Source organism: Latilactobacillus curvatus JCM 1096 = DSM 20019 (assembly GCF_004101845.1).
In the GTDB taxonomy this organism is placed as follows: domain Bacteria; phylum Bacillota; class Bacilli; order Lactobacillales; family Lactobacillaceae; genus Latilactobacillus; species Latilactobacillus curvatus.
The window spans coordinates 1-14609 of record NZ_CP026116.1 but is presented as its reverse complement, the minus strand read 5'-3'; the positions used below and the strand labels follow the sequence as shown (position 1 = coordinate 14609).

General features: G+C 44.2%; 8 protein-coding genes, 27 tRNA genes, 2 rRNA genes and 1 pseudogene. 2 read left to right on the top strand and 36 right to left on the bottom strand.

Going from position 1 to position 14609, the window contains the following annotated elements:
- Positions 1 to 32: 32 nt before the first annotated feature.
- The 4 genes from LCU_RS00190 to LCU_RS00175 form a co-directional block, all read right to left on the bottom strand.
- Positions 33 to 1307, bottom strand: coding sequence for a WxL domain-containing protein (locus LCU_RS00190; RefSeq protein WP_128486069.1), 1275 nt, complete (start codon positions 1305 to 1307; stop codon positions 33 to 35).
- A gap of 510 nt (positions 1308 to 1817) precedes the next feature.
- Positions 1818 to 2186 carry a RidA family protein gene (locus tag LCU_RS00185; RefSeq protein WP_056966868.1) on the bottom strand — a complete coding sequence of 123 codons (369 nt, stop codon included), beginning with the start codon at positions 2184 to 2186 and terminating at the stop codon, positions 1818 to 1820.
- 170 nt (positions 2187 to 2356) lie between these two features.
- Positions 2357 to 3319: an AEC family transporter gene (locus LCU_RS00180; protein ID WP_039099564.1), complete on the bottom strand. Its 963-nt coding sequence runs from the start codon at positions 3317 to 3319 to the stop codon at positions 2357 to 2359.
- Between the two features lie 32 nt (positions 3320 to 3351).
- Positions 3352 to 4992, bottom strand: coding sequence for a malolactic enzyme (locus LCU_RS00175; protein WP_076786344.1), 1641 nt, complete (start codon positions 4990 to 4992; stop codon positions 3352 to 3354).
- Positions 4993 to 5113: 121 nt separating this feature from the next.
- On the opposite strand from LCU_RS00175, the gene LCU_RS00170 reads away from it, so the two are divergent.
- On the top strand, positions 5114 to 6013 hold the full coding sequence (locus LCU_RS00170; protein ID WP_056966866.1) for a LysR family transcriptional regulator: 900 nt from the start codon (positions 5114 to 5116) through the stop codon (positions 6011 to 6013).
- 53 nt (positions 6014 to 6066) lie between these two features.
- Here the strand turns inward: LCU_RS00170 and LCU_RS00165 are convergent, their stop codons facing one another.
- The 3 genes and pseudogenes from LCU_RS00165 to LCU_RS00155 all read right to left on the bottom strand — a co-directional run.
- Positions 6067 to 6918, bottom strand: a complete 852-nt coding sequence (locus LCU_RS00165; protein ID WP_056966864.1) for an alpha/beta hydrolase — start codon at positions 6916 to 6918, stop codon at positions 6067 to 6069.
- Positions 6919 to 7045: 127 nt separating this feature from the next.
- Positions 7046 to 7360: a SemiSWEET family transporter gene (locus LCU_RS00160; RefSeq protein ID WP_056966862.1), complete on the bottom strand. Its 315-nt coding sequence runs from the start codon at positions 7358 to 7360 to the stop codon at positions 7046 to 7048.
- 14 nt (positions 7361 to 7374) lie between these two features.
- Positions 7375 to 7878: pseudogene (locus LCU_RS00155) on the bottom strand (alpha-L-fucosidase); the annotation flags it as partial.
- Between the two features lie 112 nt (positions 7879 to 7990).
- Between LCU_RS00155 and LCU_RS00150 the strand changes: the two are divergent.
- Positions 7991 to 8920, top strand: a complete 930-nt coding sequence (locus tag LCU_RS00150) for an IS30-like element ISLpl1 family transposase (RefSeq protein ID WP_003592463.1) — start codon at positions 7991 to 7993, stop codon at positions 8918 to 8920.
- Between the two features lie 107 nt (positions 8921 to 9027).
- Here the strand turns inward: LCU_RS00150 and LCU_RS00145 are convergent.
- The 29 genes from LCU_RS00145 to LCU_RS10005 form a co-directional block, all read right to left on the bottom strand.
- Positions 9028 to 9111: transfer RNA gene (locus LCU_RS00145), tRNA-Leu, on the bottom strand.
- Positions 9112 to 9145: 34 nt separating this feature from the next.
- A tRNA-Cys gene (locus tag LCU_RS00140) sits at positions 9146 to 9216 on the bottom strand.
- A 34-nt stretch (positions 9217 to 9250) separates the two neighbouring features.
- Positions 9251 to 9322, bottom strand: a tRNA-Gln gene (locus LCU_RS00135).
- 8 nt (positions 9323 to 9330) lie between these two features.
- Positions 9331 to 9403 (bottom strand) — tRNA-His (locus tag LCU_RS00130).
- Between the two features lie 59 nt (positions 9404 to 9462).
- Positions 9463 to 9533, bottom strand: a tRNA-Trp gene (locus LCU_RS00125).
- A gap of 8 nt (positions 9534 to 9541) precedes the next feature.
- Positions 9542 to 9622, bottom strand: a tRNA-Tyr gene (locus LCU_RS00120).
- Between the two features lie 5 nt (positions 9623 to 9627).
- Positions 9628 to 9700 (bottom strand) — tRNA-Phe (locus LCU_RS00115).
- Between the two features lie 9 nt (positions 9701 to 9709).
- Positions 9710 to 9783: transfer RNA gene (locus LCU_RS00110), tRNA-Asp, on the bottom strand.
- Positions 9784 to 9786: 3 nt separating this feature from the next.
- Positions 9787 to 9860: transfer RNA gene (locus tag LCU_RS00105), tRNA-Met, on the bottom strand.
- A 9-nt stretch (positions 9861 to 9869) separates the two neighbouring features.
- Positions 9870 to 9960, bottom strand: a tRNA-Ser gene (locus tag LCU_RS00100).
- Positions 9961 to 9991: 31 nt separating this feature from the next.
- Positions 9992 to 10063 (bottom strand) — tRNA-Glu (locus tag LCU_RS00095).
- An 8-nt stretch (positions 10064 to 10071) separates the two neighbouring features.
- A tRNA-Ser gene (locus LCU_RS00090) sits at positions 10072 to 10159 on the bottom strand.
- 15 nt (positions 10160 to 10174) lie between these two features.
- Positions 10175 to 10248, bottom strand: a tRNA-Ile gene (locus tag LCU_RS00085).
- 6 nt (positions 10249 to 10254) lie between these two features.
- Positions 10255 to 10325 (bottom strand) — tRNA-Gly (locus LCU_RS00080).
- Positions 10326 to 10337: 12 nt separating this feature from the next.
- Positions 10338 to 10410: transfer RNA gene (locus tag LCU_RS00075), tRNA-Phe, on the bottom strand.
- A gap of 9 nt (positions 10411 to 10419) precedes the next feature.
- Positions 10420 to 10493: transfer RNA gene (locus LCU_RS00070), tRNA-Asp, on the bottom strand.
- A 2-nt stretch (positions 10494 to 10495) separates the two neighbouring features.
- Positions 10496 to 10569, bottom strand: a tRNA-Met gene (locus tag LCU_RS00065).
- A gap of 45 nt (positions 10570 to 10614) precedes the next feature.
- Positions 10615 to 10688, bottom strand: a tRNA-Ile gene (locus tag LCU_RS00060).
- Positions 10689 to 10703: 15 nt separating this feature from the next.
- Positions 10704 to 10777, bottom strand: a tRNA-Met gene (locus LCU_RS00055).
- Between the two features lie 38 nt (positions 10778 to 10815).
- Positions 10816 to 10889: transfer RNA gene (locus LCU_RS00050), tRNA-Pro, on the bottom strand.
- 5 nt (positions 10890 to 10894) lie between these two features.
- Positions 10895 to 10968 (bottom strand) — tRNA-Arg (locus LCU_RS00045).
- 14 nt (positions 10969 to 10982) lie between these two features.
- Positions 10983 to 11068: transfer RNA gene (locus LCU_RS00040), tRNA-Leu, on the bottom strand.
- Positions 11069 to 11082: 14 nt separating this feature from the next.
- Positions 11083 to 11154: transfer RNA gene (locus LCU_RS00035), tRNA-Gly, on the bottom strand.
- A gap of 7 nt (positions 11155 to 11161) precedes the next feature.
- A tRNA-Thr gene (locus LCU_RS00030) sits at positions 11162 to 11234 on the bottom strand.
- Positions 11235 to 11269: 35 nt separating this feature from the next.
- Positions 11270 to 11353 (bottom strand) — tRNA-Leu (locus LCU_RS00025).
- A gap of 23 nt (positions 11354 to 11376) precedes the next feature.
- A tRNA-Lys gene (locus tag LCU_RS00020) sits at positions 11377 to 11449 on the bottom strand.
- A gap of 2 nt (positions 11450 to 11451) precedes the next feature.
- Positions 11452 to 11524, bottom strand: a tRNA-Val gene (locus LCU_RS00015).
- Positions 11525 to 11534: 10 nt separating this feature from the next.
- Positions 11535 to 11651: ribosomal RNA gene (gene rrf, locus LCU_RS00010) — 5S ribosomal RNA — on the bottom strand.
- A gap of 90 nt (positions 11652 to 11741) precedes the next feature.
- Positions 11742 to 14609: ribosomal RNA gene (locus LCU_RS10005) — 23S ribosomal RNA — on the bottom strand.

The following is a 14609-nucleotide window of genomic DNA, read 5'->3' as shown; positions in this document are numbered from 1 at the left end:
CAGTAACGACTTAACACTTGCCTCTTTCAAATTTAGCGGCTGCTGCCAGCTAATTGAAGCGGTGTATCCCCAAGTGTCCAGGTCAAATCAGCATTATAGCTGCCAGCATAAGCGCCACCAGCGATATCCAGTGTAATGCCGTCAGTTGTCATCACATCTGCCCATGTTCCCATCCCTTTATCTTTATCAGCACTCATCAAGATTTGCGCATTATCCAACCCATCAGCAGGAACAGTAATCGCTTTAGCTGTTGGTGCAGCAGTATTCGTTGAATCACTAGCGACTACTTTACCGACTGGAAAATTAATCTGTGCGCCTTTTAAGATATGCGTTGAATCCGTTGTGTCTTTAAATTCTGAACTTTTAACGGTAATATTCCAGCCAGCGCCAGTTCCCCGTTTATCGGTGACTTGTACGTTAGGATCTTTAACGATATTCTTAACGTTTTGCGCGCCACCAGTCAGTTTCACCTTATCAAAATCAAGTGATGTTAAATTATCAATCGTGATATCCCCTGTTGCGCCAGTTGGTCCGTTTCCGTTTCCATCTGTCCCTGGCACAATTGGTGGGTTAGTCGTTGTTGTGTCCCCTGCTTCTAGTGCAATTTTCCTCGTAGTTGTTTCATTCGATGTTGTCGCAGCCTGTACACTTGGTGCCATCACGATATGGCCTAATGTTACTAATGATAAATAATCACCATTTTGCGGTTTTTGAAGTTGTAGATGGTTTAGCGCGTACAAGCGACTTGGTAAACGCTGATATGCACTATCTTGTCCTGGAAAATTATAAGCAACATGGCCTCTATCTGGGCCATCATTGGGTAGCAAACCGTCAAAATCATTGCCATTATGGTACGTATCGAATTCAACGGCAAATGACTTGGCGATTGCTGAGTTATCTTTTACCCAAGAAAATGGATTCCGCCAAACACCAAGGGCGCCACCGGTCACTTGCTGCCAATTCTTAACCTTGTCTGGGTCATTCATCATTGCAAAGGCCATCCCGTCAACCGATTGCGCTTTTTTGTCCCCTAAATTGACATACATTAAACTTGTAAAATTATGTGTCAAATCAATCTTATACTGCTCTTCCGACCAAATTGCCCCCTTCTTGTTCTGGCTATCTGGTGTCACTTGCACAATTCCACCTGCTTGAACGGAACTATCTACCCCAATGGAGGGTTTAAAGATGCCATCGATTGGAATATGGGCGGGTATCGCTGCTTGAGTACGACCACTATTGATACAGATAAACGTCAATAACATGGTCAGCATTGTTGCACCCAGCGCTAATTTTCTTCTATCCATCGTCTACCTCCATATGATTTTTCTATTTTTCCATTCATCACTACACCTTTGGTACGATCTAGTTATCAATTGGGATATCAAAGATTCAATCAATTAATCACCAATTGGACTTAATGTTTTTTTATTCTGACAAGCTATTAAATTGTGTACAAGTTGTTTTAAAACGAATCTGTTAAATCTTTTAAAGAGATAATCCCTATCTATGATTATGCAACATGTGTAAACTTCTTTAATGCCGATATTTGTATTCGGTTCCATGTCATCAAAATGGTCGCGCTGGAGCTTCATTTTATTCGCAATTTTTATCATCTAATTTTAATCTTTTTCTAATTAACATTGGTAGAATATTTTCACAACAATGCTTATATATCAGTATTTGTACCCATAAACATCACTTTAAACATTAAATTTCAGGCATGCAAAAAAGCCCCCAGAGATGGTTAAATGAAATGCATTTAATTTCCTCTGGAGGCTTTTTTCAAATGGTTGTTTATTCAGTCAATTACGGCATTAACGAATTGCAACTGCTTCTATCTCAACAATTGCGCCAGCTGGTAGTTTATCAACTTGAACGGCACTTCTAGCCGGTGCGATATCACCGAAGAAGCGCGCATATACTTCATTGAATTCGTTAAAGTCATCCAAATCAGTTAAAAAACAATTGGTTTTCACAACGTTTTCTAGGGATAATCCTGCTGCCGCTAACACGTGTTGCATATTCGTGATTGCTTGTTTTGTTTGACTCGCTAAGTCTGGTGCCAATTGGCCATCTTTTAATCCGAGTTGCCCTGACATAAAAACCAGTTGATCCGTTGCAATCGCTTGACTGTATGGTCCCAATGGTTCAGGTGCTAAGTTGGTGTAGATTTTCTCTGTCATGCTGTCGTCCCCTTTACATTATTGAATCCGTTTTCATTGTAATGCACTTTACCGCCTTTGACAACATTCTTTGTGTTTCTTTGCACAAAAAAAGCGCCGTCTCAATTAATTGAGACGGCGCAATGGGGGTAAAATTTAGGGGAGTGTCAGCTGAACGACACATTTAAGCTTTAGATATATTGAACAATTTGCATTAAGATTGGGACAACAACTACGAACAAGACAGTACTTGTTGTGACAACATTCGTTGCATATTCAACATCACCATGTGATTGGCCAACTAAGATTGGTAAGACAGCCAAACCAGGTGTTGCAGCTTGAATAATCAATGTGCTTTGTTCGATTGATGGGATTGAGGTTGTGTTCTTGAAGAATAGCATGATGGCAATCATGATGGCTGGTGCCACAACGAAACGGCCTAATAACGCAAGGACTGTATCGCGGTCGAAATGGATTGATTTCAAACCAGCATCAGCTAAGATAATCCCAATGTAGATCAATGACATTGGTGTTACGATGCCACCGACCATTGAGAATGTCTTATCAACAAGTTCTGGTAATGGTAAACCAGTTAGAAGATAAATTAATGCGGCTAAGAAACCGATTAATGGAGAAGGTAATAATTTACGCCAGTTAAATTTGCCTTTAGCAGCGCCTTTTTCTTTGGTTGGATCATCATTTGAGATGAAGAAGACCCCGATTGCCCATGTTGAAACCGTATTGGCCACATAGTAGATCAAGAAGTAAGGTAAACTCTTGTCACCGAATAGTGCCAAGTTCAATGGTAACCCAATGAAGATGGTATTGGCATTAACGAACATATTGATAAATGTCCCACGACGACCTGGCCGAATTCGGAAAGCCTTGGTTAGTAACCATGCCACGAGATAACCGAGGGCGAAACTAATTAAGACGTAAATCAAGCCGCCAGATAAACCGACCAACTTTTCACGGGTTAAGTTATCTAGAACTGAGACGAAAATTGATAATGGTAAAGCGACATTCATGATTAAAAATGAAATTGTGCCTTTAAAATTATCATCGAATTTTTTTGAACTCCGTAGCCAAAACCCCAATGCAATGACTAAGACGATTTCGACAACGCTTGATAATGATGTTAGAAATGCTGCCAACTCTTTCACGCTCCTACCGATTTATATTTAAATTATAGTGCTTTGTATTCTGGTTCCCATTTCATGTCTGCGACGGCTTTTTGCACGTCAGCAATTGGTTCTTTATTCAAACCTTGATCAACAGCGCTTTGAGCAACAGCGTTCGCAACCGTTTGTGAGAAGATATCTAGTTTTGTCACAGGCGGTAAGACAGCTGCGCCAGGTTCTGTTGGATCAACGATGCCACCCAATGAGTGAGCTGCTTTGCTAATCATTTCGTCATTTAAGACTTTCGCAGTTGACGCGATTGTGCCTAAACCAAGCCCTGGATAGACTAAAGCGTTGTTTGCTTGACCGATTTCATATGTGACACCGTTGTATTCAACAGGTGCAGCAGGAATCCCAGTCGCTACTAAAGCTTTGCCGTCAGTCCACTTGATTAAGTCTGCAGCAGTTGCTTCAGCTAATTTCGTTGGGTTTGACAATGGGAAAATAATTGGGCGTTCTGTGTGAGCAGCCATTTCCTTCACGATTGATTCTGTAAAGGTCCCAGGTTGGGTTGAAGTCCCCACTAAAATAGTTGGGTGGATTGCTTTGACAGCAGCTTCTAAAGTTGTTAATTCATCAGCATTCGCGAATTCACTCCGTTTGCGCGCAAATGGTTTTTGTTCTGGTGTTAATTCTGGATCATCATCAAACAATAGCCCTTGCTTGTCAACCATGTAGAAACGGCTACGTGCTTGTTCTTCAGTTAAACCTTCTTGTAACATTTCTTCGAAGATGCGATGGGTAATCCCAGCACCCGCAGTCCCAGCACCAAAGCTCATGTAAACTTGGTCGGTCATCTTGCCACCAGAGATATTTAAAGCGCCCATAATCCCAGCTAATGTGATAATCCCTGTGCCTTGGATATCATCATTGAACGTCACGATTTGATCTTTGTACTTGTTCAAAATATTAGCAGCATTGCTCCGGCCAAAATCTTCAAAGTGAAGATACATATTAGGGAATAGGTCTTCAGCTGTTTGCACGAATTGATCGACGAAATCGTAGTAACGATCGCCGCGAACCCGTTCATGACGGTTGCCTAAGTATAACTCATCATTGAGTAAGCTTTCACGGTTCGTCCCAGCATCTAAAACAACTGGTAAGACTTGACTAGGATCAATCCCGGCAGCAGCCGTATAAACCATTAATTTACCAACTGAGATATCCACACCTTGTGTGCCCCAGTCGCCAATCCCTAAGATTCCTTCGCCATCAGTCACAACGATTAATTTAATTTCGCGACCATCAGCAGCGTTTGCCAAGGTTGTCTTCATTGAATCAGGATCGTCGATTGATAAGAAAGCAGCGTTTTGGGGGTTCACATATAAAGCACTGTAGTTTTCGATTGTGTCAGCGATCGTTGGATCGTAAACCACTGGCATGAATTCAGCAACATGTTGGCTGAATAATTTAAAGAACAACACACGGTTTTCATTAAAAATTGACATTAAGAAAATCCGTTGTTCAAGCATGTTGGCTTTTGATTGATATTGGGCATAAGCTTGTTTAACTTGTTCATCAATGGTTTGCACGTGAGGTGGTAACATCCCCGTTAAACCAAATTGTGCACGTTCTTCAGCAGTGAATGCTGTACCCTTATTTAAAAATGGATCATTTAAAATTTGTTGTGCTTTCATATTAAAAATCTCCTTTTCTTTTATATCATGTTGGTCACTATACACGCCTCAACATTTGATAGTCAAAACTTACATTTATGATAAAATAGATTTATATGAAACGTCTAAACTGCATTAAACAGGAGTTTTTATGAAGATTAAAGATTTGGCCTATTTTGCTGCGCTAATTAAATTAAAAAATTTTACGGCAGTCGCTGATCAATTCAAGGTCAGTCAACCGACGATCACTTACGCGGTCAAACGCCTTGAAGATGAATTCGCGACCAAACTCATTCAGCGCGATCAATCACACCAATCATTGATTATTACCCCTGGTGGTGAGCAACTTTATCAACATGCCGCGCGAATATTAGCGGAGATTGAACTAACAAAGGCCGACATGCTCAATCTCAACGCTACTGATTTGCGTTTTGGCTTGCCACCAATTATCGGCACTTACTACTTCTCAAAATTAGCACAAAAGCTAGCCGCTAACGGCACGATTCAACATTTTAAGACAGCTGATGGGGGTTCCAAAGAATTGTTGGCTTCATTAGAAGCCGGTGAACTAGATGTCGCGCTTCTTGGCTCTGCGACGCCACTTCAAACCGATACCATCACAGCTAAAGTCATCGAACGTCACCATTTTAAGATTGTAGTTGCACCTGATAGTCCCTTAGCCCAGAAACCAGCGGTCGCCTTTCGTGATTTAGCCCACGAGAAATTTATTATGCTCGCGGAAGGATTCGTGCATCCCGTGGTCTTCAAGAACTTATCGGACGTCAATCAAATCAAACCCGAAATTATTTACCGCACCAATGACGTTAGTGTCTTAAAAAGTATGATTCACGAAAATGTCGGCATCGGTTTTCTAACTGAAACCAGTATTACGCCTGCTGATGACTTAGTGGTACTTGATTTATTGGATGAACCACAACCAATCTTTTATATCTCGTTAGCCTATCGTAAGACCCAGTTCTTCTCGCCAAAACAACAAGCTCTCATTTCGAATCTCGAACAAGCAGCGCGAGACTACCGTCTTGAACATTAAAAAAGTGGTGGCGACAAAATTAATTTTTGTCGCCACCACTTTTTAAGTATGTTTTACCATAAAAACGCTAAGACAGTTTGATTGACTGCATGATTTTCGTGTAATTGACTATGCTGCGCTTTTTTACCAGTAAACTTCTTTTCTTGATAGGTCTTCGCACCAGGCGTCACCAAATACCGCAACGACTGTGACGATGCATTACTAACACGTCCGTCAGAATGCGTCCCATCGCCTAAATCCCCATAGATATTCAACACCGTAATCGATTTAGCAGGGAGCTGGTTACGCAGTCCCATCAGTTGCCGATAAGTCGCGTTCATTTTTTGTGGTTGGCCATCCTTTTTAACCTGGTTTTGATTAGGCTGATCATCCATCCCGATAATCCCATCAAAATGACCCGCAATATTCACCATCTTCGCCATACGGGGTAACTGTTTATCAGTCGCATGATTCAATAAATAATAAACAGCCGTCAAGTTGCCCATCGAATGTGCCACCACGTTGAATCGTTTGAAGCTGTGCTGCCGATTAACCGCGACTAAGACGTTTTTAAACCACTCACCATCTTGTTGATAGTCAGGATTGCGATTATCTTCGAAAACAACTTGCACGATTGGTCGTGTCGTTTTAGCTAACCAACGCCCCTGTAAATCAACTGAACCATCCTTACGAACGGTTGCAGTGAGAACCTGTGTCGCATTCTTTTGTTCGCGAGCAGCTTTGATCATGCTATCAGTCGAACGAGCCGAACCGCCATAACCATGCAAATAAAAAGTGGGCTGTTCATTTTCTGTTTGCTTGATTTGCTGCGCTTTTTGCGTCGTTGCATGCCCTAAAAGCCACCATCCACTGCCAATCAAAACTCCTAAACCAATGATGATTATTATCCATTTAGAACGTCGCATGCGCCCGCATCCCTTCGCTTTTCTAATTACGCCTATGGTACCATACCATTCATAAAGGGTGTCAATTAATTTAGCGTAAGTTGATCAAAAAAATAACCCGGGTCAATTGACCCGGGTTATTTTGCTATTAATGGTAATAAATTGTAATTAATGTTACCAGCCCAAATATGATTCCTGGGACATTTGAAATGATGATTGGCCAATCTTTATGTGGTTTAAACCAACCGTAACTAAACCACAAAGTCGCATTAACCATCGCAACGCTTGGTTGAATCGCCGACACAGGGTGCCCAGCTAAATTAGCCATAATTTGTTGGATATATGACACGTACATCAAGAAACATGTCCCAACTGCTATCTTTCCAAGCCAAGCCAGTTGATTGCGATCACTATGAACCGTCGCTGTTTTTTGATACCTAATCGTTACATCTTTTGTTTTCATCTTCTACCTCGTCACTAGTCTTCGACAGTTATAGTGGCTACGCGATCAATTAAATGTGTCCCATATTGAAAAGCATTGGCATAAATTGTTAGCGTCCCGTCTAAAGCCTGCTCAAACTCAAACAACGCTTGATTATCTAACCAAGTGATGCTAGTTACGCGTTGCGGATATTGATTAAACACTATCTTCCGCGCCTTTTCGCCACCCAGCACAACATTACTATTACCTATATTACCTAAACCATAGACAAACAGATAGTTTCCTTTGATAAAATCGGTTGTCTCGCCACTTGCCAAGTAGGTCTGATTTTCATAATGATTTGTCGCATAAATTGCTTCTCCATAAACTGACATCCATTGTCCGACAATCTTCAATAACGACTGTGAAAATGCTGGAATGGCACCGTCAAATTCAAGCCCGGTATTAATTAATAAATTAGCACCGACTTTTCTGGAATTACAAATTTGATCAATAAGTTGCTTCGGTGACACATAGTTAATGTCATTTTTAGCAACCCCCCAATGCTTATTAGGTAGATTGTAAAATTAATCCGAACGCTGTTCGGACAAAAAAGATCAGCTTCCTTTAAAATGGTGTTTACCACAAACCCATCTTTTAGGAGCTGATCTTTTGTCTAGTATAACCTATTCCGAACGAATTAAAATCGAAACCTTTTGTGAACTAGGGCTGTCCAATATCCAAATGGGCGTTCGGCTGAACCGATCACCGTCAACAATTTCTTATGAATTATCTCGATGTCAACCTTATCAGGCTGAATTAGCACAAACAGATGCCGAATACAAGCGATCACGATGTGGTCGGAAAACTAAGCTGAGCGATGAGTTAAAGCAAAAAATTCTCAACCATTTACGTCTAAGCTGGTCACCAGGAATGATTGCTCACGAATTTAAACTAGCTACTAAATCTATTTATAATTGGCTAAATCAGGGGAGAATTGGTTTCTCCTTGAATGATCTACCTGAACATGGCGTACGCCAACGGCGTAACGTTGACCAACGATCCAAATATAATCAATCTTTGGGGCGATCAATTGAACAGCGTCCCATGATGATTAATCAACGTAAGCGCATCGGCGATTTTGAACTAGATACAGTCGTTGGTCCTCGTGGGCATAGTAAGGCAGTTTTATTAACTTTAATCGATCGCAAATCACGGTTCCTTTGGGCATACCGGTTAAAAGATCGGACGACAGCGACTGTTAATGAAGCACTAACTAAGTTCCTAACCACTTTTAATGGTCCGGTGCACAGCTTTACTGTGGACCGTGGCACTGAGTTTAGTGGGCTAGTATCACTTGAATCACAATATGGTATTAAGACCTATTACTGCCATGCTTATACTCCAGCTGAACGTGGTAGTAATGAACGCTTTAATCGGAATTTACGTTATTTTTATCCTAAAGGGACTCGTTTTGAGCACATTAGTGCTCAAGATTTAACGACGACGTTACTCCAAATTAACCAGCGACCGCTTAAAATACTCGACTGGCAAACACCGTATCAGGTTATGCTGACAAATTTGTCCAAAAATTCGGATTAAATTTGCAATCTACCAATTAACTATTAGTATTCAAAAGAACCATGGTATTAACGCAACAAAAAAAGCCCTATCTCTAAGGCTTTTTAAAACTGTATAATGTTCAATTATACCGGTGATCGGGGTCGAACCGATACTTCCGTGAGGAAACGGGATTTTGAATCCCGCGCGTCTGCCAATTCCGCCACACCGGCATTTTGACCAATTAAGGTTAGCGCCTAAACGCAAAGGCGGTAACCGGATTTGAACCGGTGATAAAGGTTTTGCAGACCTCTGCCTTACCACTTGGCTATACCGCCATAAAAGAACAAATCCTGTCCCTTAAAAAGTAAATTGGGCTAGCTGGATTCGAACCAGCGCATGACAGGATCAAAACCTGTTGCCTTACCGCTTGGCCATAGCCCAAGAATAAAGGCGGTATGTGGGAATCGAACCCACGTATGTCGGATCCACAAACCGATGTGTTAACCACTTCACCAATACCGCCATCATTAACATGAATAATTATACTACATTCACACATAATATGCAAGCTATAATATAAACAGGGATAGTAGGAATTGAACCCACACTGACGGTTTTGGAGACCGTAGTTCTACCTTTAAACTATATCCCTAAAAAATATGGAGGAGAGTGGATTCGAACCACCGAACCCGAAGGAGCGGATTTACAGTCCGCCGCGTTTAGCCACTTCGCTACTCCTCCAAAAATGGCGCAGGACAGAATCGAACTGCCGACACATGGAGCTTCAATCCATTGCTCTACCAACTGAGCTACTGAGCCATTTTGAAACGGTCACAACGGGACTCGAACCCGTGATCTCCTGCGTGACAGGCAGGCGTCCTAACCAGCTAGACCATGCGACCAAATTGCGGGAGTAGGGTTTGAACCTACGACCTTCGGGTTATGAGCCCGACGAGCTACCAGACTGCTCCATCCCGCGATAATATAAAGGAGAATGAGAGATTCGAACTCTCGCGTGGGCAGAACCCACCTGACGGTTTTCAAGACCGTTCCCTTCAGCCAGACTTGGGTAATTCTCCATAAAACATATAAAATGTAACATTGTTACAATGACCCGTACGGGATTTGAACCCATGATACCGCCGTGAAAGGGCGGTGTCTTAACCACTTGACCAACGGGCCATACAAAACGGAGAAGGAGGGATTTGAACCCTCGCGCCAGTTTCCCGACCTACACCCTTAGCAGGGGCGCCTCTTCAGCCACTTGAGTACTTCTCCATATTATTTAGATAATGGGCCTAAATGGACTCGAACCATCGACCTCACGCTTATCAGGCGTGCGCTCTAACCAGCTGAGCTATAGGCCCATGAAAAGCGGGTGACGAGAATCGGACTCGCGACAACAGCTTGGAAGGCTGTGGTTTTACCACTAAACTACACCCGCATATTCATGATATGGCGCAGGACAGAATCGAACTGCCGACACATGGAGCTTCAATCCATTGCTCTACCAACTGAGCTACTGAGCCATTTTGAAACGGTCACAACGGGACTCGAACCCGTGATCTCCTGCGTGACAGGCAGGCGTCCTAACCAGCTAGACCATGCGACCAATTGCGGGAGTAGGGTTTGAACCTACGACCTTCGGGTTATGAGCCCGACGAGCTACCAGACTGCTCCATCCCGCGATAATATAAAAATATTATAACCACCTACAAAATCTCACCAAACGATGGACCTTGTAGGACTCGAACCTACGACCGGGCGGTTATGAGCCGTCTGCTCTAACCAACTGAGCTAAAGGTCCAAGTTTTTTGAAAAATAGCGGCGAAGGGGATCGAACCCCCGACCTCCCGGGTATGAACCGGACGCTCTAGCCAGCTGAGCTACACCGCCAAAAAACTTAAATTTATAATATGTAACTTACGTTACAATCGGGAAAACAGGATTCGAACCTGCGACCCCCTGGTCCCAAACCAGGTGCTCTACCAAGCTGAGCTATTTCCCGTTATATGCACCCAGTAGGAGTCGAACCTACAACCTTCTGATTCGTAGTCAGACACTCTATCCAGTTGCGCTATGGGTGCATTTTTCATTATGATGCCGAGGACCGGAATCGAACCGGTACGGTAGTCACCTACCGCGGGATTTTAAGTCCCGTGCGTCTGCCAGTTCCGCCACCCCGGCTTAATCATAATGAAAGCGGAAGACGGGATTCGAACCCGCGACCCCCACCATGGCAAGGTGATGTTCTACCACTGAACTACTTCCGCATCTTAATGCCGACTAGACGATTCGAACGCCCGACCCTCTGATTACAAATCAGATGCTCTACCAACTGAGCTAAGTCGGCATAATAAGATAACTTTCATTGAATATTCAATTGAATGCGGGTGAAGGGACTTGAACCCCCACGTCTATATAGACACTAGAACCTAAATCTAGCGCGTCTGCCAATTCCGCCACACCCGCATTTTGGCGTGTAACTTGGCCGATGAGTCGTGACAGGCTCGAACTGTCGACCCTCTGATTAAAAGTCAGATGCTCTACCAACTGAGCTAACGACTCAATGGAGGTTACAGGGCTCGAACCTGTGACCCTCTGCTTGTAAGGCAGACGCTCTCCCAACTGAGCTAAACCTCCATCAATAAAAGCGCGGCAACGTCCTATCCTCGCAGGTAGTTTCCCACCAACTACTATCGGCGCTAAGAAGCTTAACTTCTGTGTTCGACATGGGAACAGGTGTATCCTTCTTGCTATCGCCACCACACTATTTTGTGCTTGCGCACTGAGAAGAACTTCGTTCTCTCAAAACTGCATAATAAGTAATATTTCATTTCAAAAGCCTAACATTGCACCTTTGGTTAAGTCCTCGACCGATTAGTACTAGTCCGCTCCATACATCGCTGTACTTCCACTCCTAGCCTATCTACCTGATCATCTTTCAGGGGTCTTACTTCCATAAAGGAATGGGAAATCTCATCTCGAGGGGGGCTTCACACTTAGATGCTTTCAGCGTTTATCCCGTCCATACATAGCTACCCAGCGATGCGCCTGGCGGCACAACTGGTACACCAGAGGTATGTCCATCCCGGTCCTCTCGTACTAAGGACAGCTCCTCTCAAATTTCCTGCGCCCGCGACGGATAGGGACCGAACTGTCTCACGACGTTCTGAACCCAGCTCGCGTACCGCTTTAATGGGCGAACAGCCCAACCCTTGGGACCGACTACAGCCCCAGGATGCGATGAGCCGACATCGAGGTGCCAAACCTCCCCGTCGATGTGGACTCTTGGGGGAGATAAGCCTGTTATCCCCAGGGTAGCTTTTATCCGTTGAGCGATGGCCCTTCCATACGGAACCACCGGATCACTAAGTCCGACTTTCGTCCCTGCTCGATTTGTCAATCTCACAGTCAAGCTCTCTTATACCTTTACACTCTACGAATGATTTCCAACCATTCTGAGAGAACCTTTGAGCGCCTCCGTTACACTTTAGGAGGCGACCGCCCCAGTCAAACTGCCCACCTGACACTGTCTCCCGCCACGCTAAGTGGCGCGGGTTAGAGTGGTCATACAGTTAGGGTAGTATCCCACCAACGCCTCCATCGAAACTAGCGTTCCGATTTCTACGGCTCCTACCTATCCTGTACAAACTGTACAAACACTCAATATCAAGCTACAGTAAAGCTCCATGGGGTCTTTCCGTCCTGTCGCGGGTAACCCGCATCTTCACGGGTATTATAATTTCACCGAGTCTCTCGTTGAGACAGTGCCCAAATCATTACGCCTTTCGTGCGGGTCGGAACTTACCCGACAAGGAATTTCGCTACCTTAGGACCGTTATAGTTACGGCCGCCGTTTACTGGGGCTTCAATTCTGGGCTTCGCTTACGCTAACTCATCCTCTTAACCTTCCAGCACCGGGCAGGCGTCAGCCCCTATACGTCATCTTTCGATTTTGCAGAGACCTGTGTTTTTGATAAACAGTTGTTTGGGCCTATTCACTGCGGCTGACCTGACGGTCAGCACCCCTTCTCCCGAAGTTACGGGGTCATTTTGCCGAGTTCCTTAACGAGAGTTCACTCGCTCACCTTAGGATATTCTCCTCGACCACCTGTGTCGGTTTACGGTACGGGTAGTTTATTTCTCACTAGAAGCTTTTCTTGGCAGTGTAACATCAGGAACTTCGCTACTTAATTTCGCTCCCCATTACAACTTGTCCTTAAAGAATCAAGCATTTCACTCAACTCAAGACTTGTTGCTTAGACACACATTTCCAGTCGTGTGCATTCCTTAGCTTCCTGCGTCCCTCCATCGTTCAAACAAAATAAACTAGTACAGGAATCTCAACCTGTTGGCCATCGACTACGCCTTTCGGCCTCGCCTTAGGTCCCGACTAACCCTGGGAGGACGAGCCTTCCCCAGGAAACCTTAGTCATACGGTGGATCAGATTCTCACTGATCTTTCGCTACTCATGCCGGCATTCTCACTTCTAAGCGCTCCACTAGTCCTTACGATCTAGCTTCATCGCCCTTAGAACGCTCTCCTACCGCGGACACTTACGTGTCCACCCACAGTTTCGGTATTATGTTTAGCCCCGGTACATTTTCGGCGCAGCGGCACTCGACTAGTGAGCTATTACGCACTCTTTAAATGGTGGCTGCTTCTGAGCCAACATCCTAGTTGTCTGTGCACCGCCACATCCTTTTCCACTTAACATAAATTTTGGGACCTTAACTGGTGATCTGGGCTGTTTCCCTTTCGACTACGGATCTTATCACTCGCAGTCTGACTCCCGGAACTAAATCAATGGTATTCGGAGTTTATCTGAATTCAGTAACCCATGACGGGCCCCTAGTCCAAACAGTGCTCTACCTCCATGATCCAATATTCCGAGGCTAGCCCTAAAGCTATTTCGGAGAGAACCAGCTATCTCCAAGTTCGATTGGAATTTCACCGCTACCCACACCTCATCCCCGCCATTTTCAACTGACGTGGGTTCGGTCCTCCAGTGTGTTTTACCACACCTTCAACCTGGACATGGGTAGGTCACTTGGTTTCGGGTCTACATCTATATACTCACTCGCCCATTTCAGACTCGCTTTCGCTACGGCTCCAGCTTCTCACTTTAACCTCGCATATAAACGTAACTCGCCGGTTCATTCTACAAAAGGCACGCCATCACTCATTAACGAGCTTTGACTAATTGTAGGCACACGGTTTCAGGATCTATTTCACTCCCCTTCCGGGGTGCTTTTCACCTTTCCCTCACGGTACTGGTTCACTATCGGTCACTAGGGAGTATTTAGCCTTGGGAGATGGTCCTCCCGGATTCCGACGGAATTTCACGTGTTCCGCCGTACTCAGGATCCAGAACGGAGGTTAAGTTGTTTAATCTACGTGGTTATCACACTCTTTGACTCAGCTTCCCAGCTGATTCGATTACAACTTAACTTGGTAACTCCAATGTTCTGTCCTACAACCCCAAGAAGCAAGCTTCTTGGTTTGGGCTCTTCCCCGTTCGCTCGCCGCTACTTAGGGAATCGATTTTTCTTTCTCTTCCTGCAGGTACTTAGATGTTTCAGTTCCCCGCGTCTACCTTCATTAAGCTATGTATTCACTTAATGATAATACCCGACTAAAGGTATTGGGTTCCCCCATTCGGAAATCTCCGGATCAAAGCTTACTTACAGCTCCCCGAAGCATATCGGTGTTAGTACCGTCCTT